Source organism: Occultella glacieicola (assembly GCF_004353825.1).
Lineage (GTDB): Bacteria > Actinomycetota > Actinomycetes > Actinomycetales > Beutenbergiaceae > Occultella > Occultella glacieicola.
This window is the reverse complement of sequence record NZ_SMNA01000002.1, coordinates 447,178-468,410: the sequence shown is the minus strand read 5'-3', so window position 1 is coordinate 468,410 and position 21,233 is coordinate 447,178. Positions and strand designations below refer to the sequence as shown.

The following is a 21,233-nucleotide window of genomic DNA, read 5'->3' as shown; positions in this document are numbered from 1 at the left end:
CTCAGGCGGCCGTGCCGTACCGCGGCGATCCGGGGCCTGCCGGGGCGCTGGCGCGGCCGTCCGCGACCTGTCCGTCGGGCAGGTCGGTGTCGGGCGGCAGGATGACGCCCGGCGCCACCGTGGCCTGTGCGCCGATCCGGCTCCGGCTGCCGATCCGGGCGTGGTCGCCGACGTGGGCGCCCGCGCCGATCCGGACGTTGGAGGCGATCCGCGCACCGGTGTCGATCCTGGCCCCGGGTTCGATCCAGCCGCCGGAACTCACGTGCGCGCCGGATGCGATCACGGCACCCGGGTCGACCCACACGCTCTGCGCGAGGTAGGCGCGCTCGTCGACGGTGGCGCCGGTCGCGACCAGGCCACCACCATTGTCGTGACGGCGATAGCGCACGGACCGGCCGTCATCGTGGTCGAGGACTTCATACTTCTTCATTCGCATGGTTCTGACATAACGCATTGCGCTAGGTGGATGTTCCCGCGGGAGCGGGGGTGCCCAACCTCACACCGCCGGCGCTCCCCGGTCAGGCGACGCGGTCGGCGGGGCCGGACGGCGTCGCGATCAGGAACTCCGGCGCCGTGAACCCGGCGCTCGCGAATGCGGCCGTGACGGCGTCAGCCACGGACTGCGCCGAGCCCGCCTCGATCAGGGCGATCGCGGAGCCGCCGAACCCGCCGCCGGTCATTCGGGCCCCGAGGGCACCCGCCGCGCGCGCCGCCTCGACAGCCACGTCCAACTCGGCGCAGGACACCTCGTAGTCGACGCGCAGGGACTCGTGGGAGGCGTCCATGAGGGGACCGACGTCCCGGATCCGGCCGGCGTCGAGCAACGCCACGAAGTCGGTGACCCGGGCGATCTCGGAGACCACGTGCCGGACCCGGCGGCGGCTGACGTCATCGGTCAATGCGGCCAGCGCGGCCACCAGTCCGGCCGGGTCGATCTCGCGAAGCGTCGGGACCTCAAGGGCCTCGGCCGCCGCCTCACAGGTGGCCCGGCGCTGAGCGTACTGGCCGTCCACCAGTGCGTGCTCGGCCCGGGTGTCGATGACCAGCAGTTCCAGGTCCGCCGCCGCGAGGTCGAACGGCACCTGACGCGTGGAGCCGTCGCGGCAGTCCAGGAGCAGGGCGTGCCCGTCCGCGCACCGCAGCGACGCCGCCTGGTCCATGCCTCCGGTCGGCGCCCCGGCCACCTCGTTCTCGGCGCGCACGCACGCCCTGGCCAACATCGCCCGGCCGGCGTCCTGGTCGGGACCGGACGGGTCCGGACCCGGCCAGGCCGCGCCCACGCCGTCGGCGATCGCGACCGCGAACGCGGACTCCAGCGCCGCGGACGAGGACAACCCGGCCCCGTACGGGACGCACGAGGCGACGGCCGCGTCGAACCCGGGTACCGGGACCCCTTCCTGGGCCAGGGCCCAGGCCACCCCGGCCGGGTAGGCGGGCCAGCCCTCCACGGCGCCTGGGCCGACCGCGGCCAGCTCACCCGACCACACGCCCGACTCGCGGCCGGAGACCAGGCCGAGTCCGCCGTCGCCCCGGGCGCGCAGCGCCACGAATGTGCGGTGCGGCAGCGCGATCGGAAGGCACAGGCCGCCGTTGTAGTCGGTGTGCTCCCCGATCAGGTTCACCCGTCCGGGGGCGGACCAGACGCCGTCGGGCTCACCGCCGAAGGTCTCGGTGAACTCGGCGCGAGCCGTCGCGGCGCCGTCGGTCAGGGTCCAGGGGTCGATCATCGCGGGATTCCTCGGGTCGGGTGAGATCGGGCTCGGAGCGTAGGTGCCGGCCGGCGGCGGGGCCGGTGCCGCGTCCATCCTGCCGCATGTCCGGCCGGGACCGGCCACCGTCGAGGGTGCGGCACACTAGGAGGATGGATCCCAGCGGACAGTGCTCGAGCGGCCGATGAGCGCTCCGGAGCGCATGGGGGAGCAGGTTCGCATCGGGGTCTCCATCCCGATCCCGGAGCCCTACAGCGCGAGCCTGACCCGGGCCAGGATCGAGGCCGGCGACCCGTTGGCGCACTCGGTGCCGCCGCACATCACCCTGATGCCGCCCAGGGTCGTCGAGCCGGACGACCTCGGCGAGGTGACCGATCACCTACGGTCCGTGGCCGCCGACCACCCACCGTTCGTCGTCGAGCTCGGCGGCACGGACTCCTTCCGCCCGATCTCACCCGTGGTGTTCGTGCGCCTCGCTACCGGCACGCAGGCGTGCGAACGGCTGCAGCGCGCGATCAACGCCGGGCCGCTGCGTCAGGAGCTGCGGTTCCCCTACCACCCGCACGTGACCATCGCGCACGAGATCGACGAAGCCGGCCTGGACGCCGCGAGCGCCGCGATGGAGTCGTTCGACGCGCTGTTCCCGGTGGCGCACTTCTCCCTCTACGAGTACGGCGACGACGGCGTCTGGCGCACCGTCAGCAACTTCGTGTTGACCTCCTGAAACCCTCCGGCGCTCGGGTGCCGTCGCCGCCGTCGACGTGCGAGGGGAACGAGGAACCGGAAAACTGGCCGGCATGGCAGCCATCACGTCCCGCCTGAAGGCGATCCTCGAGTGGTGGAAGCAGACCAGGGTGGCTCGGGCGCTCGCGCGCTACGGCGCTGCCAACGGAGCGCTGCTCTCCGGGGGGATCGCCTACTCGGCACTGTTCTCGATCTTCGCCGGGCTGACCATCGGGTACACCATCTTCATGGCGGTGCTCGGCTCGAACACCGAACTGCGCGACGCCGTCCTGGACTCGCTGAACGACGCGGTCCCCGGGCTCGTCGATACCGGCGACGGTGGCCTGGTCAAACCCGACGACCTCGAGCTGAACACCGGGACCGGCATCGTGGGTGTCATCGCCGTCGTCGTCCTCGTCAACGCGGCCACGACCGTGATGGCCGCCCTGCGCACCGCGATCCGGGCCATGTTCGGCATCGTCGCGCCCAAGGAAAACGTCGTGGTCAGCAAGCTGCGCGACCTCGGCGGCTATTTCGGGCTCGCCATCGCCGTGCTGCTCACCTCGGCGCTCGGCATCGCGGTGGGCGCGGCCGGGGAGTTCCTGCTCGGCCTGGTCGGCGCCGAGAGCAGCGCCGCCGGCAGCTGGGCGCTGCGGATCGCCGGGTTCCTTGTGGTGCTGGGCATGGACCTGCTCGTGTTCGTGATGCTGTACCGGGTGCTCGCCGGAGTGCACCCACCGAACAAGGACCTCTGGGTCGGCGCCCTCGTGGCCGCGGTCGGAGCCGGTGCGCTGCGCTTCCTGGGCACCAGCGTCGTCGGCAGCGTGAGTGGCAACCCCCTGCTCGCCGGGTTCGCCGCGATCGTCACGCTGCTGCTCTGGGTGAACCTCGTGGTGCGGGTGACGCTGATGGTGGCAGCCTGGACCGCGAACCCGCCTCCGGCCCCGGAGATCACCGCGGAGATGATCACCCACCTCGACGAGCACCCGAACTACGTCACGGTCTCCGAACCCGCCACTCTCGAGTGGGACCACGACCCGGTCACCGGCAAGATCCGTCCCGAGGATCCCCTGCCGGAGCCCGACCGCTGGGGCGGCCTGATCGGTTGGCTCCGACGCAAGTGGCGGGCGGTCCGGGAGGAGTCCCAGAGCCATCGCGTGGAGCAGGAGCGTCGCCGACAGTACGCCGAGCGGGACTGACACTGCGAATCCGGAGACCGCCCCGGTGGGGCCCGCCACTACTCTGGCCGGGTGATGGAGACGTTCTACGCGGTCATCCCGGCCGGTGGCGCCGGGACCAGGCTGTGGCCGCTGTCCCGAGCCGGGCACCCGAAGTTCCTGCACGACCTCACCGGCACCGGACGCACCCTGATCCAGGCGACCGCGGACCGGCTCGCCCCGCTGGTGGACGGCACGCTGGTGGTCACCGGCGCCGGGCACGCCGACGCGATCCGCGCTCAACTGCCGGGCCTACCCGCCGCGGACGTGCTGCTCGAGCCCGGTCCGCGTGACTCCATGGCCGCGATCGGGCTCGCCGCGGCCGTGCTGCTCCGGCGCCACCCGGACGAGGATGTGGTGCTCGGCTCGTTCGCCGCGGACCACGTGATAGACGGCAAGGAATCGTTCGACCGGGCGGTGCGTGCCGCCGTCGCCGCCGCTCGCGAGGATTTCGTGGTCACGATCGGCATCACGGCCGACCACCCGTCCACGGCATTCGGCTACATCGAGGTCGGCGAACCGCTCGACGGCGCAGGTGCGGCCGGTGAGGCCGACGGCGCCCGGCACGTGGTCGCCTTCGCGGAGAAGCCCGACGCGGCCACCGCCGCCCGGTACCTGGCCACCGGGTCCTACCGGTGGAACGCCGGCATGTTCGTGGTCCGGGCAACTGTGCTCCTCGAGCACCTGCGCCGGCTGCAGCCGACCCTCGCCGACGGGCTCACCCGGATCGCCGCGGACTGGGACTCCGACCGTCGGGACGAGACGCTCGCGCGGCACTGGCCCGCGCTCACCCGGATCGCGATCGACCATGCGATCGCGGAGCCGGTCGCGGCGGCCGGCGGGGTCGCGGTGGTGCCGGGGGACTTCGGCTGGGACGACGTCGGCGACTGGGCATCGCTGGCGGACCTGCTGCCGACCGGTGCCGACGGCGTGCTCGGGTCCGCCGCGGAGGTGGTGGTGCGGGACGCGCCCGGGTCGATCGTGGTGCCCGGGGCGGGTCGAACCGTGGTGCTGCTCGGCATCGACGGGGCCGTGGTAGTGGACACCCCCGACGCGCTCCTGGTGACCACCCGGGAGCACGCACAACGGGTCAAGGACATCGTCGGTCTCCTCAAGGAGTCCGGGCGGGGCGACCTGACTTGAGGCGCCGGAGCGGGTACCGGGAGGATCAACGTGATCGCGCCCGTCGAGCGATGCCCACCATGGGTCGAACAGAGGAGTTGTCGTGCGGATCATCCTGGACACCGACCTGTCGATGGGCGCCCCCGGTTCTGAGATCGACGACGGCTTCGCCCTCGCCCTCCTGCTCGCCGACGACACGTTCGACGTCGAGCTGGTGACGACCGTCAACGGCAACATCGACGTGGAGTCGGGCACGTATCTCAGCATCGAGCTCCTCCAACGGCTCGGCCGTCCGGACATCCCGGTGGTCCGCGGGGCCGCCGCACCGATCGTGGAGCCCGACCGGGCGCGAACTGCCCCGGAGGAGATCCGCACCCGGTATGGGCACCACCGGGTGACCCCCGGCTTCGCGGCCGCGGAGATCGCCCGCCGGGTACTCGAGGCACCCGGCGAGATCACCCTCGTGGCCATCGGGCCGCTGACCAACGTGGCCGCCGCGATCGCGCTCGACCCGGCGGTCGCCGCCGCCGTCAAGGAGATCGTCGTGATGGGCGGGGTCCACCTCGGCCAGACGAACGCGCGCCGGATGCCCGGCGAGTTCAACTGGTGGGTCGACGCGTTCGCGGCCGGCGCGGTGATGCGCAGCGGCGCGCCGCTTCGGCTGGTCGGACTCGACGTCACGACTCAGGTGATGCTGACCCGTGACCACGCGGCCACGATGGCGGCGGGTGGCCGACCGTTCGGTGAGTTCGCCGGCGAGTGCACGATCGCGTGGCTCGACCGGCTCGGTCGTGACCGCCCGGGTGACCCGGAGGCCGGCCGTGCCTGCGCGATGCACGACCCGCTCGCGGTGGCGGCCGTGTCCCGGCCGGAGCTGCTCACCTGGGTCCCCGCCCACGTGGAGGTGGTGGCGGGCGATGAGGTGGGCCGCGGCATCGCGGTCACGGACCTGCTGACCGGACGTGACGCACCACCAGCCAACGCGTCCGTGGCGACGGCCGTTGACGTGGACGGGTTCATGACCTACTTCCTCGACCGGATCGCCGCCCTCTGACGCGGCTCGCCGTCCACCCGAGTCCTGTGGGCGGACGCCGCCGGGCCCGCGATGCGGAAGGCAGTAGCCTCGGGGTGTGTCGAAGCCTGCTGTCCTGACGTCCCGGATCAACGCCCTCGCTGCCGAACTCGACGCCGAGCTGCGCACGATCCGGCGTGATATCCACGCGAACCCGGAACTGGCGCGCACCGAGCACCGGACCAGCGAGTTGGTCGCCGCCCGGCTCGAGGAGGCCGGCCTGACGGTGCACCGGGTGGCGGGGACCGGCCTGTACTGCGACATCGATCCTGCGGGGACCGTGGACGCCGTGCAATCGCGACGGCTGCGCCGGGTGGCCCTGCGGGCGGACATGGACGCCCTGCCGCTGCAGGAGACGTCCGGCCTGGAGTACACGTCCACCGTCAAGGGCGTGAGCCATGCCTGCGGGCACGACGCGCACACCGCCGTGGTGCTCGGCGCCGGGCTGATCCTCGCGACGCTCGCGGCGGAGGGCCTGCTCGAGATCGGGGTGCGGCTGATCTTCCAGCCCGCCGAGGAGCTGCAGCCCGGGGGAGCACTGGACCTCATCGAGTCCGGTGTGCTCGCGGGGGTCGACCAGATCTACGCGATCCACTGCGACCCGAAGTTCGACGCCGGCCAGGTCGGCACCCGGATCGGGCCGATCACGAGTGCGTCCGACACGATCACCGTCACCCTGTCCTCCACCGGTGGGCATACGTCCCGGCCGCACCTGACCGGTGACGTGGTGTACGCACTCGGCCTGGTCGCGACCCTCACCCCGGCCCTGCTCGGCCGGCGGCTCGACCCGCGCTCCGGCGTCAACCTCACCTGGGGAACGGTTCGCGCCGGTACCGCGGCCAACGCGATCCCGTCCGTCGGCGTCCTCACCGGCACCCTGCGCTGCCTGGATGCGCGCGCCTGGGACCGGGCCGAGGACCTGCTCCGCGAGTTGATCGACCAGGTGGTCGCCCCCACCGGCGTGGACGTCGACCTCCAGATCCAGCGGGGCGTGCCTCCGGTCGACAACGACGAGCGCTGCGTGCGGCACATGGATGACGCGGCCGAGACCATCCTCGGCCCCGACTCGGTGCTGCTCACCGAGCAGTCCCTCGGCGGTGAGGACTTCGGCTGGTACCTGACCCGGGTGCCCGGCTCGATGGCGCGACTCGGTACCCGGACCCCGGGTGGGCGCACGTTCGACCTTCACCAGGCCGACCTGGTCATCGACGAGTCCGCGATCGGCGTGGGCGCCCGGTTCCTGGCGCAGGTGGCCGTCCAGGCCGAGCACCAGGGCATCGACCGTCGCACCCCGACTGCGTGACCGGCCCAGTCTCACCATCGGCCACCGCAGCTTCGATACCAGTTCGGTAACGCTTTGCTCGAACGTCTCACCATGTAACACGAACGGGATGATCGCCGGTCTACTGTCTCCCCCTAGGCCCCCCACGGTTCACTTGACCGACCCGCCGTGGGATCGCGCCCGCGACACCCCGTGGGCGCCGAAGAGACACAGGAGTTCACGTGAAGAAGCCGATCTACGCGGTGGCCACCCTCGCCGTCGCCGCCCTGACCCTGGCCGCCTGTGGCGCGGCCCCCGAGGACGAGGAGACGGCGGGCGGTGACACCGAGACCACCACGGAGGCCGCCGACAACTCCGACTTCATCGGCTGCATGATCTCCGACGAGGGCGGTTTCGACGACGCGTCGTTCAACCAGTCCGGTTTCGAGGGCCTTGAGCGCGCGGAGGCCGATCTCGGCATCACGATCCGGTCCGCCGAGTCCACCGACCCGGGCCAGTACACCGCGAACGCCGACGCCATGGTGCAGGCCGGCTGCTCGTTGACCATCGGTGTCGGGTTCGCCCTCGAGGACACCATCCAGGCCGCCGCGGAGGCGAACCCCGACCTCCACTTCGCGCTGGTCGACTCCGCGTTCTCCGCTCCGGACTTCTCCCCGGTCGAGCTCGACAACGCCAAGCCGCTGCTGTTCAACACGCAGGAGGCCGCGTTCCTGGCCGGCTACCTGGCCGGTGGCATGACCCAGACCGGTACCGTCGCCACCTACGGCGGCCAGGCGTTCCCGTCGGTGACGATCTTCATGGACGGCTTCGTCGACGGCGTCGCCGCCTACAACGAGGCCCACGGCACCGACGTCCAGGTGCTCGGCTGGGACAAGGAAGCCCAGGACGGCTCCATGACCGGTGACTTCACGAACACCGAGAACGGGTACAACACCACGCAGCAGTTCATCGCCGCCGGCGCGGACATCATCCTGCCGGTGGCCGGGCCGGTCGGTGCGGGCTCCCTGTCCGCGGCCTCCGAGCACGAGGGTGTCTCGGTGATCTGGGTCGACTCGGACGGCTTCGAGCAGGAGTCCAACGCCGAGTACCAGGACCTGATCCTGACCTCCGTGATCAAGCTGATCGGCAACTCGGTGTTCGACACCATCGACGCCGCCGTCGCCGGCGACTTCGACGCCACCCCGTATGTGGGCACCCTGGAGAACGGTGGCGTGGACCTGGCTCCGTACCACTCCTTCGAGGACCAGGTGCCGGCCGAGCTGCAGACCGAGATCGAGGACCTGCGCGAGCAGATCATCGCGGGCGACCTCGTCATCGAGTCCCCGAGCGCGAACTGATCCCCGCGTAGACGCCTGTCGATGGCCCGGGCAACCTCACGGTCGCCCGGGCCGTCGGCTGCGTCCGCCGTTCGCCGTGCCGGCACGGCGATACAGTTCGTGCCACGACGTGAAGGAGGCAGGCGGTGAAGCTCGAGCTCCGTGGCATCACGAAGCGATTCGGGGACCTGGTCGCCAACGACCGGATCGACCTGACGTTCGAGCCGGGGCGGATCCACGCGCTCCTGGGTGAGAACGGCGCCGGGAAGTCAACGCTGATGAACGTCCTCTACGGGCTCTACACGCCCGACGAGGGACAGATCCTCGTCAACTCCGAACCGGTGGAGTTCGCCGGACCCGGCCAGGCCATGGCGGCCGGCATCGGCATGGTCCACCAGCACTTCATGCTCGTGCCCGTGTTCACGGTCGCGGAGAACGTGGTGCTCGGCCACGAGCCCACCGGACCGCTCGGCCTCATCGGGCTGGACCGGGCCCGCGCGCTGGTCCGCGACATCTCGGCGCGGTTCGGGTTCGACGTCGATCCCGACGCCCTCATCGAGGATCTGCCCGTCGGCGTGCAGCAGCGGGTCGAGATCATCAAGGCCCTGTCCCGGGACGCCGAGGTGCTCATCCTCGACGAGCCGACGGCGGTGCTCACCCCGCAGGAGACCGATGAGCTCATCGAGATCATGCGCCAGCTGCGGGACGCCGGGACCTCGATCGTGTTCATCACCCACAAGCTGCGCGAGGTCCGCGCCATCGCCGACGAGATCACCGTCATCCGGCGCGGCAAGGTGGTCGGCACCGCCACCGCGCAGGACACCGAGGCCGAGCTTGCCTCCCTGATGGTGGGACGCGCGGTCAGTCTCGGGGTCGAGAAGGCGCCGGCCCAGCTGGCGGACGGCGAGTTCACGGTCTCCGGCCTGGTGGTCACCGACGCCGTCGGGCGCCGGGTCGTCGACGACGTCGGCTTCACCGTCCGCGGCGGCGAGGTGCTCGCCATCGCCGGGGTGCAGGGCAACGGGCAGACCGAGCTCACCGAAGCGATCCTCGGCCTGCGCACCCCGATCGCCGGGTCGATCGTGCTCGACGGCACGGAACTGACCGGGCTCTCGGTCAACGACGTGCTCGACTCGGGCGTCGGGTTCGTGCCGGAGGACCGCAGCACGGACGGGCTGATCGGTTCGTTCAGCGTGGCCGAGAACATCATCCTCGACCAGCACGACCGCCCGCCGTACGCCCGGGGCATCGCGATGGACCTGCGGGTGGTGCGGGAGCGCTCGGAGGCGTTCGTCGAGGAGTTCGACGTGCGCACCCCCTCGGTCGAGGCGCCGATCTCCACCCTCTCCGGCGGGAACCAGCAGAAGGTCGTGCTCGCGCGGGAGATGTCGCGCCCGCTGAAGCTGTTCATCGCCTCCCAGCCCACCCGTGGCCTGGACGTCGGCTCGATCGAGTTCGTCCACAAGCGGATCGTCGCCGAGCGCGACCACGGCACCCCAGTGATCATCGTCTCCACCGAACTCGACGAGGTGATGGCCCTCGCGGACCGGATCGCCGTGATGTACCGCGGGAAGATCATCGGGATCGTGGGCGGCGACGTCGACCGCGACGTGCTCGGCCTGATGATGGCGGGCGTGGCACCGGAGTCCGCGGAACAGGAGGCGGCCGAGCACCCGACGCTCCTGCACGAGGCCGACGTCATCGCGGACGACCAGCAGAGTGAGGAGCCCTCGTGACCCAGGAACCGGAGAACCCGGAGAGCCCAGTGGTCCCGGAGCAGGACCCCGGCACCGGCGCCCGCGGCAACCGCGACGCGACCCGGCCCGACGACCAATGGCTCCGGGACGCGATGCACCGGATGCTCACCTCGAACTGGCTGGTCACCCTGCTGGCCATCGTCGCCGCGCTCGTGATCAGTGGCGTCCTGATCGCCATCGCGGACGAGGACGTCCGCGAGGCCTCGACCTACTTCTTCGCCCGCCCGCTCGACACGGTCTCGGCAGCCTGGAACAGCGTGGCCGGGGCGTACGCGTCGCTGTTCCGTGGCGCGGTGTTCGACTTCCAGGCACCCACCCTGGCCCGGGCCATCCGCCCGATCACCGAGACGATGGTCGCGGCCACGCCGCTGATCTTCGCCGCGCTCGGCCTCGGGATGGGGTTCCGCTCGGGCCTGTTCAACATCGGGGCCCAGGGCCAGGTGCTGATGGGCGCCGCCGCCGCCACCTACGTCGGGATCACCTGGTCCCTGCCGGTGGTCGTGCACGTGGTGATGGCCGTGATCGCCGCGATGGTGGTCGGCGGGCTCTGGGCCGGGATCGCCGGCTTCCTCAAGGCACGCACCGGGGCCAGCGAGGTGATCGTGACGATCATGTTGAACTGGATCGCGATCTGGCTGGTCACCTACCTGCTCACGACAACGGTGCTGCGGCAAGGTGGGTCGCGGCCCATCTCGCCCGCGGTCGGCGAGAACGCGAGGCTCCCCCTGCTGTTCGGGGAGGGGTTCCGGCTGCACTGGGGCTTCCTCCTCGCCCTCGGCGCCGCGGCGCTGGTCTGGTGGCTGATGGAGCGGTCCACGATCGGCTTCAAGTTCCGGGCCGTCGGCGCGAACATGGATGCCGCCCGCACGGCCGGCATCAACGTGAACATGATCTTCGTGTTCGTGATGGTCACCGCCGGCATCCTCGCCGGACTCGGCGGCGCCGCCCAGATCCTCGGTACCGACAAGACCCTGCAGGCCGGCAGCGCCGGATCGATCGGGTTCGACGCGATCACGGTGGCCCTGCTCGGCAGGTCCAGACCACTGGGCACGGTGCTCGCCGCCCTCCTGTTCGGGGCCCTCCGGGCCGGGTCGCCGCTGATGCAGACCGTCTCGAACACCCCGATCGACATCGTCCTGGTGATCCAGGCCGTGATCGTGCTGTTCATCGCCGCCCCGCCGTTGGTCCGATCGATCTTCTTCCTGCCCTCGCCCGACCGGCCCCGCCGAGTCAAGGAGGTGGCGGCATGAGTCAGTTGGCCAACCCCCGCCTGACACCCGACGGCCTGCTCGACGAGAAGGCGATGGCCCCCGTCTCCTGGCGCACGCCGATCATCCTCGGCGTCATCAGCATCGTCGGGCTCCTCGCCTTCGTCATCTTCACCCACCCGGGCAGGATCTCCAGGATCGTCGTGTCCCGGTCGGCGGACGCGATCCAGATCGGCACCCTGCACCTACCGTCCCAGGGGTCTGCGCTGGTCCTCCTGGTCGTGGCGTTCGGTCTCACCGGGCTGTCCTTCTGGGCCACGCTGAACCGGCGCCGGCTCGGCGTGATCCCGATCGCGTTCGGGATCGTGATGCTCTTCGCGTTCCTGATCTGGGCGGTCGCCGGCAACACCGGCGGGCTGCCCCTGCCGCTCCTGCTCTCGACCACGATCACGGCCGCTGTGCCTCTCGTGTTCGGGGCACTGGCCGGTGTGCTGTGCGAGCGCTCGGGCATCATCAACATCGCGATCGAGGGACAACTGCTGGCGGGCGCGTTCCTGTGCGTGGTGGTCTCCTCTGCCACCGGGAACCCCTACATCGGCCTGATAGCGGCGCCGATCGCCGGGGCCCTGGTCGGCCTGCTGCTCGCGGTGTTCTCGATCAAGTACCGGGTGGACCAGATCATCGTCGGCGTGGTGCTGAACGTGCTGGTCCTCGGCCTGACGAACTACCTGTTCTCGACCGTGCTGACGCAGAACCCGCAGGGTCTGAACAACCCGCCGCGGATGCCGTCCTTCGCGATCCCGGGTCTGTCCGAGATCCCCGTCATCGGCCCGGCGTTGTTCAACCAGACCGTGATCGTCTACGTCATGTACGTGGTGGTCGCGGTGCTGCAGGTGATGCTGTTCCGCAGCCGGTGGGGACTTCGGGTGCGGGCCGTGGGCGAACACCCCAAGGCCGCGGACACGGTCGGGATCAAGGTCAACCGGACCCGGTACCGGAACGTGGTGCTCGGCTCGGCTATCGCCGGCTTCGGTGGCTCGGCGTTCGTGGCGGCCGCGCTGCCGTTCACCAAGGAGGTCTCCGCGGGCCGTGGCTACATCGCGCTCGCGGCGATGATCCTGGGCCGGTGGAGTCCCACGGGCGCCCTCGCGGCGGCCCTGCTGTTCGGGTTCGCGGACTCGCTGAACCGGGTGCTCGGCAACATCGGCTCCCCGGTTCCGTACGAACTGCTCGCGATGCTTCCGTATCTCGCGACGATCTTCGCCGTGGCCGGCCTGGTCGGGCGCATCCGTCCGCCTGCCGCCGAGGGCAAGCCGTACCCGTGAGCGCGAGGAGGTCGCCGTGACCGACATCGACTGGGACGCCCTGCGCACCGCCGCACGTGCGGTGATGACCCGCGCGTACGCCCCGTACTCGGGCTACCCCGTCGGCGCGGCGGCGTTCACCACCACGGGCGACCTGGTGGTGGGCGCGAACGTGGAGAACGCCGCCTACGGCGTGACCCTGTGCGCGGAGTGCTCCCTGGTGTCCGCGCTGATCACCGGGGGCGGGGGCCGGCTGGCCGCCTTCACCTGCGTGAACCGCAACGGGGACACGATCATGCCCTGCGGCCGGTGCCGGCAACTGCTCTGGGAGCACGGTGGGCCGGACCTGCTCGTGGAGACCGTCTCCGGCATCCGACCGATGACCGAGGTGCTCCCGGACGCCTTCGGACCGGACGCCCTGGAGGCCTGAACCCTGTGGGGCGGCGGTTGGAGCGAACCTCCGGGCCCCGGCGGAACCGGCTCACTAGGCTGAGGCCATGAGCGAAGCCTTCGACGCCGTCGACGTCATCCGCACCAAGCGGGACCAGCAGGTTCTCACCGATGCCCAGATCGACTGGGTCATCGACGCCTACACGCGGGGCGTGGTCGCCGAGGAGCAGATGGCCGCCCTCAACATGGCGATCCTGCTCAACGGCATGACCCGGGCCGAGATCGCCCGCTGGACGTCCGCGATGATCGCCTCCGGCGAACGCATGGACTTCTCGGGGCTGTCCCGCCCCACCGCGGACAAGCACTCCACCGGGGGTGTCGGCGACAAGATCACCCTCCCGTTGGCACCGCTGGTCGCCGTGTTCGACGTGGCCGTGCCGCAACTGTCGGGGCGCGGACTCGGGCACACCGGCGGCACCCTGGACAAGCTCGAGGCGATTCCGGGCTGGCGTGCCGCCCTCACGAACGCCGAGATGCTCGCCCAGCTCGACGGCGTCGGCGCCGTGATCTGCCAGGCCGGGTCCGGTCTGGCGCCCGCCGACCGCAAGCTGTACGCCCTGCGTGACGTGACCGGCACGGTCGAGTCCATCCCGCTGATCGCGTCCTCGATCATGAGCAAGAAGATCGCCGAGGGCACCGGCGCGCTCGTGCTCGACGTCAAGGTCGGGTCCGGGGCGTTCATGAAGAACCTGGACGAGGCCCGTGAGCTGGCCCGCACCATGGTCGACCTCGGCACCGACGCCGGGGTGCGCACGAGTGCGCTGCTGACCGACATGTCCACGCCGCTCGGGCTCACCGTGGGCAACGCCCTCGAGGTCCGTGAGTCCGTCGAGGTACTCGCCGGCGGGGGCCCGGCCGACGTCATCGAGCTCACCCTCGCCCTGGCCCGGGAGATGCTCGACGCCGCCGGCCGCCCGGACGCGGACCCGTCCGCCGCGCTCGCCGACGGTCGGGCCATGGACGCCTGGCGGGGCATGATCGCCGCCCAGGGCGGCGACCCCGACGCACCGCTGCCGACGGCGCAGCACACCGAGCAGGTCCTCGCACCCGCCGACGGGGTGCTGGTGGGCCTCGACGCCCTCGCCGTTGGCGTCGCGTCCTGGCGTCTGGGCGCGGGGAGGGCCCGTCGGGAGGACACCGTCCAGGCCGGTGCCGGTATCGAACTGCACGCCAAGCCCGGCGCGGCGGTGCGCGCCGGCCAGCGGCTCATGACGCTCCACACGGACACCCCGGACCGCTTCGCGCGGGCGGCGGAGGTGCTCGCCGACGCGGTGACCATCGCGCCCGCCGGGTCCCGGCCACCGGACGGCGCCGTGGTCCTGGAACGGGTCGCCGCCTCATGAGTGGACCGGCCCCGGAGCGCCGGCCCGGGTCCGTGTACGGGGTGGGGACCGAGCCGGACGCGCGGTTCTCCCTCGCGAACGAGCGCACCGCGCTCGCGTGGTTGCGCACCGGTCTGGCCCTCGTGGCCGGGGGCGTCGCCCTGACCACCCTGGCGACGTTCGCCGTCGGCGGCCCGCTGCTGGACGTGGTCGCCGCCCTGGCCTGCCTTGCCGGCGGCGCCCTCGCGGTCGGTGCCCTGGTGGGCTGGCGACGCACCGAGCGGGCCCTACGGCTGGGCGAGCCCCTGCCCGCGCCGAGCGCGCTGCCGATCCTGGTCGTCGGAGTGGCCGCGATCGCCGTGGTGCTCGCCGGGTACGCCGTGGTCCAGGCCCTCGGATGAGGATCCCGACGCGCGTGGCGGGCCGGCCGTGAGGGCCGTCCACGGGCTCGCGGGCGACCCCGGGGCCCAGCCCCAGCGAACGATGCTGGCGTGGAACCGGACCATGCTCGCCGCGGTCCTCGGTGCGATGCTGGTCGCGCTGACCGCCGAGCGGCAGCAGCGCCCGGTGATCGCCGCCGTCGCCGGGCTGGCCGCCCTGGCGTTGCTGGTGCTGGTGCTGCGTGATCTGCGGCGCTGGCGGCACGAGGGGAACGGGCCGTGGACCGCGCTGCTGCACGTCGGCCTGTCGGTCGTGGTGCTGGCTGGGCTCGGTGCCACCCTCGCGATCGCGGGTCTGGCCGCGTGAAGTGCGTTGCGCGCGGGGTCCGGTGCGCCATTACGCTCGGCCTATGACGCTCACCTACGAGGACATCGTCGCGCTGCCGAAGGTGGTGCTCCACGATCACCTCGACGGTGGTCTGCGCCCGGCGACCATCATCGACCTGGCCGCGGAGGTGGGGCACCAGCTGCCCAGCACCGACCCGGACGGGCTCGCGGCCTGGTTCGTGCAGGCGGCCTCCGCCGGTGACCTGAACCGCTACCTCGAGACCTTCGTGCACACGCTGGCGGTCACCCAGACCGAGGCGGGTCTGCGTCGGGTGGCCCGCGAGGCCGTGGTCGATCTCGCCGCAGACGGCGTCGTCTACGCCGAACTTCGGTACGCCCCCGAGCAGCACCTGGCCGGTGGGCTGAGCCTGCAGGAGGTGCTCGACGCGGTGCACGCGGGCCTGGGCGAGGGCGTCGCCGAGGCCACGGAGGCCGGCCGCCGGATCCGGGTCGGCACCCTGCCGTCCGCGATGCGGCAGTTCGATCGGAGCGCCGAGATCGCCGAGATGACCCTTGCGAACCGCGATCGCGGCGCCGTCGGGTTCGACCTCGCCGGGCCCGAGGACGGCTTCCCGCCGTCCCGACACCTGCCCGCGCTGCGGGGCCTGCGCGAGGCGAACTTCCCGTACACGATCCATGCGGGGGAGGCGGCCGGCACGGAGAGCATCTGGGAAGCGCTCCAGTTGTGCGGCACCCTGCGGCTCGGCCATGGCGTGCGCATCATGGACGACATCGAGTTGGGCACCGATCCCGACGGTGAGTTGTTCGCGGCGCTCGGCGACCTCGCCCAGTGGGTGCTGGACCGGCAGATCCCGTTGGAGGTCTGCCCGCAGTCGAACCTGCAGACCGGGATCGCGGCGTCGGTGGCCGAACACCCGATCACGGTCCTGCGGGACATGGGTTTCGCCGTCACCCTGAACCCGGACAACCGGCTGATGTCCGCCACCTCGATGAGCCGGGAGATGTTCGCGCTCGCGACCGAGGCGGGCTGGACCCTCGAGGACTTCGAGCAGGTCACCCTGACCGCCGCCTGGAACGCGTTCGCCCCGCACCAGGAGATGCGCGTCATCATCGCCGACCAGATCGAACCCGGATACGCCGCGGCGCAGTCCGGCGACCACAACGACGACCGAAGTAGGACAGGGGAAGCCTGATGGAGGTGCCCGGCTGGATCTGGGCCGTCACGGTCGTAGGGATCGTGGGGCTGCTGTTCTTCGACTTCTGGTTCCACGTGCGCAAGGCGCACATCCCCACGCTCGGGGAAGCGGCCCGATGGTCCGCCTTCTACGTCGGCATCGCGCTGCTGTTCGGGGTGGGCGTGCTCGTCCTCGGCGGCCCGGACATGGGCGCCGAGTACTTCGCCGGGTACATCACCGAGAAGGCTCTCTCGGTGGACAACCTGTTCGTGTTCCTGATCATCATGACGAGTTTCAAGGTGCCCCGGGCGGACCAGCAGAAGGTCCTGCTGTTCGGCATCGTGTTCTCGCTGTTCGCCCGCACCGGGTTCATCTTCCTCGGCGCCGCGCTGATCAACACCTTCGCCTGGGTGTTCTACTTCTTCGGGCTGATCCTGCTGATCACCGCGGGGAACATGCTCAAGCCGGGGCACGACGACGACGGCGAGAACATCATGGTCCGGCTGGCCCGCCGGTTCCTGCACACCTCCGACCACTACGACGGCGACAAGCTCTTCACGATCGTGGACGGCAAGCGGGCGCTCACCCCGATGCTGCTCGTGATGGTGGCGATCGGCGGCACCGACGTGCTGTTCGCCCTGGACTCGATCCCGGCCATCTTCGGCCTCACCACCAACGTGTACATCGTGTTCACCGCCACCACGTTCTCGCTGCTCGGGCTGCGCCAGCTCTACTTCCTGCTCGACGGGCTGCTCGACCGGCTGATCTACCTCTCCTACGGGCTTGCCGCCATCCTCGGGTTCATCGGGGTGAAGCTGATCCTGCACGCGCTGCATGAGAACAACGTCCCGTTCATCAACGATGGCGACCCGGTCCCGGTGGTGGAGATCTCCACCGCACTGTCCCTGACCGTGATCATCGGGGTGCTCGTGGTCACGATCTTCGCGTCGCTGTTGAGCCCGAAGGGCCGGGCCATGAACGCGATCAAGGGCGCGCAGCGGCACGCGACGACCTACCTGGAGGCCGAGGACGAGGACCCGCAGGTGCAGGCGGAGGTCTACAACCAGCTGCTCGCCGAGGAAGCGATGCTGAAGGCGCTGCCCGAGAAGCAGCGCGCCTGGATCCGCGATGAGGCGCAATTCATGGGACTGCTCGAGCGCGCCCGCGCCAGCCACCGGGAGCGGACCGGCGGCTGAGGCCGGCCGGTGACGTGACGTATGTCTCGGTCGCCGGCCATCAGGACCCGTACCAGCGGGATTGTTCTAGAGTTCAAATGTCGCCCGCGGGCAGTGCCCAGCGGCTGGCGCCACCCTGGTTCGCCTGAGAGAGGCCTGTTGTGCGTCGTCGTCTTCCTGCCCTGGTCCTGACCGCAGCGCTCGCCACCGTGGCCGGCTGTTCCGGTGGCGGTGCCGAGGAATCCACCACGGAGCCCGGGAGCACCGGCGACGCGTCCGTGTGCGTGGGCGGCGACCTGCCGACCCTGACCGACGGCGTCCTGACCGTCGGCACGAGCGTCCCGTACGAGCCGTGGTACGTGGGCGAGGATCCGACCACGGGCGAGGGTTTCGAGTCGGCGCTCGTGTACGCCGTCGCCGAGCACCTCGGTTACGACCACGACCAGGTGATCTGGGAGACCGTGACGTTCGAGCAGATCATCGCCCCGAGCATCAAGCCCTTCGACTTCGCTGCGTACCAGACCACGATCACGCCCGAGCGTGCCGAGGTGGTCGACTTCTCCACCCCGTATCTGGACACCCTGCAGGGACTCGTCGTGCAGGAGACGGGTGCCTACGGCGCCGCGACCACGCTCGCGGAGCTCGAGGGCGCCCGGGTCGGCGTGACCGCCGGTCAGACCTCGATGCCGATCGCCGAGGCGGCCTGGGGCGACGCCGTCGAGCTGGTGCCGTTCGACGACGCCGGCCTGGCCATGCAGGCGATGACGAACGACCAGATCGACGCCGTCGTGATGGACGTGAACCAGGCCGTGGCCGCCTCCACCGTGTACTTCCCGGACTCCGCCGTGATCGGAACCCTGCCCGAGGCGGGTCAGACGGCCCAGATCGGTTTCGTCCTCGACCTCGGCTCCGACCTGACCGGCTGTGTCTCCGCCGCCGTCGACGCCCTGCAGGGAGACGGCACGCTCGCCGAGCTCAGCACGCAGTGGTTGCGCACGGACGACATCCCCGCGCTGAGCTGACGCCGCCGCCGTGAGCGGGCAGTGGACACCGTCGCAGCGGGCGCTGGCGCGCGCGGCGTACCGGCGCGGCCGGCGGCGCCGGTCGTTCCTGGTCGCGCTCGCGTCCACCGTGGTGGTGGCCGTGCTCGCCTTCGTGGTGCTCGTCGGCTCGCCAGGCTGGGACCGGGCCCGGGAGGCGTTCTTCGACCCGGTCGAGTTCGTGGCGGTGCTGCCCGCGGTGGCGCAGGGGCTCTGGCTGAACCTGCGGGTCTGGGTTGTCGCCGGTGTGATCGCCGTGGTCGGTGGGCTGGCGCTGGCGGTCGCCCGTACCACCACGGCCCCCGCGCTGTTCCCGCTGCGCGCGGTCGTGACGATCTACATCGACGTGTTCCGCGGCGTGCCGGTGCTGTTGGTCCTGCTCCTGGTGGGCTTCGGCCTGCCTGCGTTGCGGCTGCCCTGGTTGCCGATCACCGCGACGTTCCTGGGCACGCTGGCCATCGTGCTCACCTACACCGCCTACCTCGCGGAGATCTTCCGGGCCGGCATCGAGTCCGTGCACCCCTCCCAGGTGGCGGCGGCCCGGGCCCTCGGCCTCACCCGCGGCCAGACCACTCGCCGGGTCGTGGTCCCGCAGGCCGTGCGGGCGGTCACACCGGCACTGCTGAACATGATCGTGGCCCTGCAGAAGGACTCCGGGCTGATCTCGATCCTCGGCGCCGTGGACGCGATCCGGGCCGCCGAGATCGCGGTCAGCGGCAGCTACAACTTCACCGCCTACGTGGTGGCCGGCTTCCTGTTCCTGCTCATCTCGGTGCCGCTGACCAGGCTCGTGGACGCCTACAACGCTCGGCGCGGCGGCCGGGGCGTCGGCGCCGCGATGGTGGGGGCGATCCGATGACCGGGCCCACCCCGAAGCCGCTCCGACCGCCGCTGCTGCGGGTGGCCGGGCTCCGCAAGTCGTTCGGGACGAACCTCGTGCTGGACGACCTGGACCTCGATGTCGCCGAGCACTCCTGCGTGGTGCTCATCGGGGCCTCCGGGTCCGGCAAGTCGACGCTGCTGCGCGCCGTTGACCTGCTGGAGGAGGTCGACGACGGCGTCATCGAACTGCGTGGTGTCGATCTCGCCGACCCCTGGGTGGACGCGAACGCGGCCCGCGCCCGGATGGGCATGGTGTTCCAGTCCTACAACCTGTTCGGGCACATGAGCGTGCTCGCGAACGTCACGCTCGCGCCCCGGCTGGTGCACGGCCGCACGAAGGAGGAGGCGGAGGCCGCGGCGGTCGCGATGCTCGAACGGGTGGGTCTGGGCGACAAGATCACCGCCTACCCCGACCAGCTCTCCGGTGGGCAGCAACAGCGGGCCGCGATCGCCCGGGCCCTCGTCAACGGCCCCGAACTGCTGCTCCTGGACGAGGTCACCTCCGCTCTCGACCCGGAACTCGTGGGGGAGGTCCTCGACCTGCTCGCCGAACTGCGCGCCGAAGGCACGACGATGCTGGTCGCGACCCACGAGATGGGCTTCGCCCGGCAGGCCGCGGACCTGGTCTGCTTCCTCGACGGCGGCCGGGTGCTCGAGTCCGGTCCGCCGGAACAGGTCCTCGGCGCACCCGAGCAGCCGCGTACCCGCGAGTTCCTCGCCCGGCTGCACGCGTGAGCGCCGCGGGTGGGGCCGGTCCGCACAGGCCCGACGGCGGTGGCTCGTTCGCGCACACCGTCCCCGCGGTCCGGGCTCAGGTGGGCGGGCTGTGGCTGGGACTGGTCTCGGCCGCCGTGTTCGCAACGTCCGGGCCGATCGCCCGGGCGCTGCTCGAGATCGGCTGGAGCGCCGGGGCGGCGGTGACCGCCCGGATCGCCGGCGCCGCCCTGGTGCTCCTGGTGCCCGCGCTGGTGCAGTTGCGCGGCCGGTGGTCGCTGCTGCGCACGAACGCCCGCCTCATCGTCGGCTACGGGCTGCTCGCCCTGGCCCTGACCCAGTTCGCTTACTTCTCCGCGATCGCCCACGTCACGGTCGGGGTCGCACTGCTGCTGGAATACCTCGGCGTCGTCCTGGTGGTGCTCTGGCTGTGGCTGCGGCACGCCCAGCGGCCCCGGAGGGCGACCGTGGCCGGGGTTGCCCTCGCCCTCGCCGGGCTCGTGCTCGTCCTCGACCTCACCGGCGCCGCGGACGTGGACCTGGTTGGCGTGCTCTGGGGTCTGGCCGCGGCCTGCGGGCTGGCCGGCTACTTCGTGCTCAGCGGGAACGTGACCACCGGTCTGCCGCCGCTCGTGCTGGCGGCGGGTGGCATGACCGTCGGCGGGGCAGCCCTCGGGCTGCTCGGCCTGGTCGGCCTGCTGCCGCTCCACGTGGTCGCGGCGGACGTCACCCTCAGCGGCGCCTCGGTGCCGTGGTGGGGGGCGCTGATCGCGCTCGTCCTGGTCTCCACGGTGGTCGCCTACACGACCGGGATCGCCGCGACCCGGCGCCTGGGCGCCAAGCTCGCCTCGTTCGTCGGCCTGGTGGAGGTGCTGTTCGCGATCGTGCTCGCGTGGCTGCTCGTCGGGGAGTTACCGAGCCTCGTGCAACTCCTCGGCGGACTGCTGATCGTGGCCGGGGTGGCCGCGATCCGATACGACGAACTGGTCGGGCGCAGACCCTGACCGTGGGTCCTGGCCAGCCCGCGCCTCGGGCAA

At 71.4% G+C, this 21,233-nt stretch carries 21 protein-coding genes; 19 read left to right on the top strand and 2 right to left on the bottom strand.

What is annotated here, in order from left to right; translation table 11 throughout:
* Nucleotide 1: 1 nt before the first annotated feature.
* Together EXU48_RS05085 and galK are read right to left on the bottom strand one after the other, a co-directional pair.
* Nucleotides 2-430 (bottom strand): transferase, encoded by a 429-nt coding sequence (locus EXU48_RS05085; protein ID WP_133106484.1) that lies wholly within the window; start codon nt 428-430, stop codon nt 2-4.
* Between the two features lie 88 nt (nt 431-518).
* The gene (gene galK / locus EXU48_RS05080; protein WP_133106483.1) at nt 519-1,727 is read right to left on the bottom strand and encodes a galactokinase; all 1,209 of its coding nucleotides are present in this window, start codon (nt 1,725-1,727) and stop codon (nt 519-521) included.
* Nucleotides 1,728-1,893: 166 nt separating this feature from the next.
* Between galK and EXU48_RS05075 the strand changes: the two genes are divergently transcribed.
* The 19 genes from EXU48_RS05075 to EXU48_RS04985 all read left to right on the top strand — a co-directional run bounded on the left by EXU48_RS05075 (nt 1,894) and on the right by EXU48_RS04985 (nt 21,200).
* On the top strand, nt 1,894-2,433 hold the full coding sequence (locus EXU48_RS05075; protein ID WP_133106482.1) for a 2'-5' RNA ligase family protein: 540 nt from the start codon (nt 1,894-1,896) through the stop codon (nt 2,431-2,433).
* 73 nt (nt 2,434-2,506) lie between these two features.
* On the top strand, nt 2,507-3,631 hold the full coding sequence (locus EXU48_RS05070; RefSeq protein ID WP_133106481.1) for a YihY/virulence factor BrkB family protein: 1,125 nt from the start codon (nt 2,507-2,509) through the stop codon (nt 3,629-3,631).
* A gap of 54 nt (nt 3,632-3,685) precedes the next feature.
* Complete coding sequence (locus EXU48_RS05065) at nt 3,686-4,792, top strand: mannose-1-phosphate guanylyltransferase (protein ID WP_133106657.1); 1,107 nt, start codon at nt 3,686-3,688, stop codon at nt 4,790-4,792.
* Nucleotides 4,793-4,874: 82 nt separating this feature from the next.
* On the top strand, nt 4,875-5,825 hold the full coding sequence (locus EXU48_RS05060) for a nucleoside hydrolase (RefSeq protein ID WP_133106480.1): 951 nt from the start codon (nt 4,875-4,877) through the stop codon (nt 5,823-5,825).
* A 76-nt stretch (nt 5,826-5,901) separates the two neighbouring features.
* Nucleotides 5,902-7,146 carry an amidohydrolase gene (locus tag EXU48_RS05055; RefSeq protein WP_133106479.1) on the top strand — a complete coding sequence of 415 codons (1,245 nt, stop codon included), beginning with the start codon at nt 5,902-5,904 and terminating at the stop codon, nt 7,144-7,146.
* Between the two features lie 200 nt (nt 7,147-7,346).
* The gene (locus EXU48_RS05050) at nt 7,347-8,462 is read left to right on the top strand and encodes a BMP family lipoprotein (RefSeq protein ID WP_133106478.1); all 1,116 of its coding nucleotides are present in this window, start codon (nt 7,347-7,349) and stop codon (nt 8,460-8,462) included.
* A gap of 125 nt (nt 8,463-8,587) precedes the next feature.
* On the top strand, nt 8,588-10,177 hold the full coding sequence (locus EXU48_RS05045) for an ABC transporter ATP-binding protein (protein WP_133106477.1): 1,590 nt from the start codon (nt 8,588-8,590) through the stop codon (nt 10,175-10,177).
* Nucleotides 10,174-11,448, top strand: coding sequence for an ABC transporter permease (locus EXU48_RS05040; RefSeq protein WP_235856838.1), 1,275 nt, complete (start codon nt 10,174-10,176; stop codon nt 11,446-11,448). The genes EXU48_RS05045 and EXU48_RS05040 overlap by 4 nt, the downstream gene beginning before the upstream one ends.
* Entirely contained in the window at nt 11,445-12,731 is a 1,287-nt protein-coding gene (locus tag EXU48_RS05035; protein ID WP_133106476.1) for an ABC transporter permease, read from the top strand. Before EXU48_RS05040 ends, EXU48_RS05035 begins: the two co-directional genes overlap by 4 nt.
* A gap of 16 nt (nt 12,732-12,747) precedes the next feature.
* Nucleotides 12,748-13,140, top strand: a complete 393-nt coding sequence (locus EXU48_RS05030) for a cytidine deaminase (RefSeq protein WP_133106475.1) — start codon at nt 12,748-12,750, stop codon at nt 13,138-13,140.
* A 67-nt stretch (nt 13,141-13,207) separates the two neighbouring features.
* Nucleotides 13,208-14,503 carry a thymidine phosphorylase gene (locus EXU48_RS05025; RefSeq protein ID WP_133106474.1) on the top strand — a complete coding sequence of 432 codons (1,296 nt, stop codon included), beginning with the start codon at nt 13,208-13,210 and terminating at the stop codon, nt 14,501-14,503.
* The gene (locus tag EXU48_RS05020; protein WP_133106473.1) at nt 14,500-14,883 is read left to right on the top strand and encodes a YidH family protein; all 384 of its coding nucleotides are present in this window, start codon (nt 14,500-14,502) and stop codon (nt 14,881-14,883) included. Before EXU48_RS05025 ends, EXU48_RS05020 begins: the two co-directional genes overlap by 4 nt.
* A gap of 28 nt (nt 14,884-14,911) precedes the next feature.
* Nucleotides 14,912-15,229, top strand: coding sequence for a DUF202 domain-containing protein (locus EXU48_RS05015; protein WP_133106472.1), 318 nt, complete (start codon nt 14,912-14,914; stop codon nt 15,227-15,229).
* 43 nt (nt 15,230-15,272) lie between these two features.
* Nucleotides 15,273-16,403, top strand: a complete 1,131-nt coding sequence (locus EXU48_RS05010) for an adenosine deaminase (RefSeq protein ID WP_133106471.1) — start codon at nt 15,273-15,275, stop codon at nt 16,401-16,403.
* Nucleotides 16,403-17,581, top strand: coding sequence for a TerC family protein (locus tag EXU48_RS05005; RefSeq protein ID WP_133106470.1), 1,179 nt, complete (start codon nt 16,403-16,405; stop codon nt 17,579-17,581). The genes EXU48_RS05010 and EXU48_RS05005 overlap by 1 nt, the downstream gene beginning before the upstream one ends.
* Nucleotides 17,582-17,721: 140 nt before the next feature.
* Nucleotides 17,722-18,582, top strand: a complete 861-nt coding sequence (locus EXU48_RS05000) for an ABC transporter substrate-binding protein (protein ID WP_133106469.1) — start codon at nt 17,722-17,724, stop codon at nt 18,580-18,582.
* Between the two features lie 10 nt (nt 18,583-18,592).
* Complete coding sequence (locus tag EXU48_RS04995) at nt 18,593-19,459, top strand: amino acid ABC transporter permease (protein WP_133106468.1); 867 nt, start codon at nt 18,593-18,595, stop codon at nt 19,457-19,459.
* The gene (locus tag EXU48_RS04990; RefSeq protein ID WP_133106467.1) at nt 19,456-20,217 is read left to right on the top strand and encodes an amino acid ABC transporter ATP-binding protein; all 762 of its coding nucleotides are present in this window, start codon (nt 19,456-19,458) and stop codon (nt 20,215-20,217) included. Before EXU48_RS04995 ends, EXU48_RS04990 begins: the two co-directional genes overlap by 4 nt.
* Complete coding sequence (locus EXU48_RS04985) at nt 20,214-21,200, top strand: EamA family transporter (RefSeq protein ID WP_207947627.1); 987 nt, start codon at nt 20,214-20,216, stop codon at nt 21,198-21,200. Before EXU48_RS04990 ends, EXU48_RS04985 begins: the two co-directional genes overlap by 4 nt.
* The last annotated feature ends 33 nt before the right edge of the window (nt 21,201-21,233 follow it).

What these genes read in the sequence shown, in the direction of transcription:
- EXU48_RS05085 (WP_133106484.1), bottom strand. Translation starts at nt 430, where the DNA reads ATGAAGAAGTATGAAGTCCTCGACCACGATGACGGCCGGTCCGTGCGC.
- galK (WP_133106483.1), bottom strand. Translation starts at nt 1,727, where the DNA reads ATGATCGACCCCTGGACCCTGACCGACGGCGCCGCGACGGCTCGCGCC.
- EXU48_RS05075 (WP_133106482.1), top strand. Translation starts at nt 1,894, where the DNA reads ATGAGCGCTCCGGAGCGCATGGGGGAGCAGGTTCGCATCGGGGTCTCC.
- EXU48_RS05070 (WP_133106481.1), top strand. Translation starts at nt 2,507, where the DNA reads ATGGCAGCCATCACGTCCCGCCTGAAGGCGATCCTCGAGTGGTGGAAG.
- EXU48_RS05065 (WP_133106657.1), top strand. Translation starts at nt 3,686, where the DNA reads ATGGAGACGTTCTACGCGGTCATCCCGGCCGGTGGCGCCGGGACCAGG.
- EXU48_RS05035 (WP_133106476.1), top strand. Translation starts at nt 11,445, where the DNA reads ATGAGTCAGTTGGCCAACCCCCGCCTGACACCCGACGGCCTGCTCGAC.
- EXU48_RS05025 (WP_133106474.1), top strand. Translation starts at nt 13,208, where the DNA reads ATGAGCGAAGCCTTCGACGCCGTCGACGTCATCCGCACCAAGCGGGAC.
- EXU48_RS05020 (WP_133106473.1), top strand. Translation starts at nt 14,500, where the DNA reads ATGAGTGGACCGGCCCCGGAGCGCCGGCCCGGGTCCGTGTACGGGGTG.
- EXU48_RS05010 (WP_133106471.1), top strand. Translation starts at nt 15,273, where the DNA reads ATGACGCTCACCTACGAGGACATCGTCGCGCTGCCGAAGGTGGTGCTC.
- EXU48_RS05005 (WP_133106470.1), top strand. Translation starts at nt 16,403, where the DNA reads ATGGAGGTGCCCGGCTGGATCTGGGCCGTCACGGTCGTAGGGATCGTG.
- EXU48_RS04990 (WP_133106467.1), top strand. Translation starts at nt 19,456, where the DNA reads ATGACCGGGCCCACCCCGAAGCCGCTCCGACCGCCGCTGCTGCGGGTG.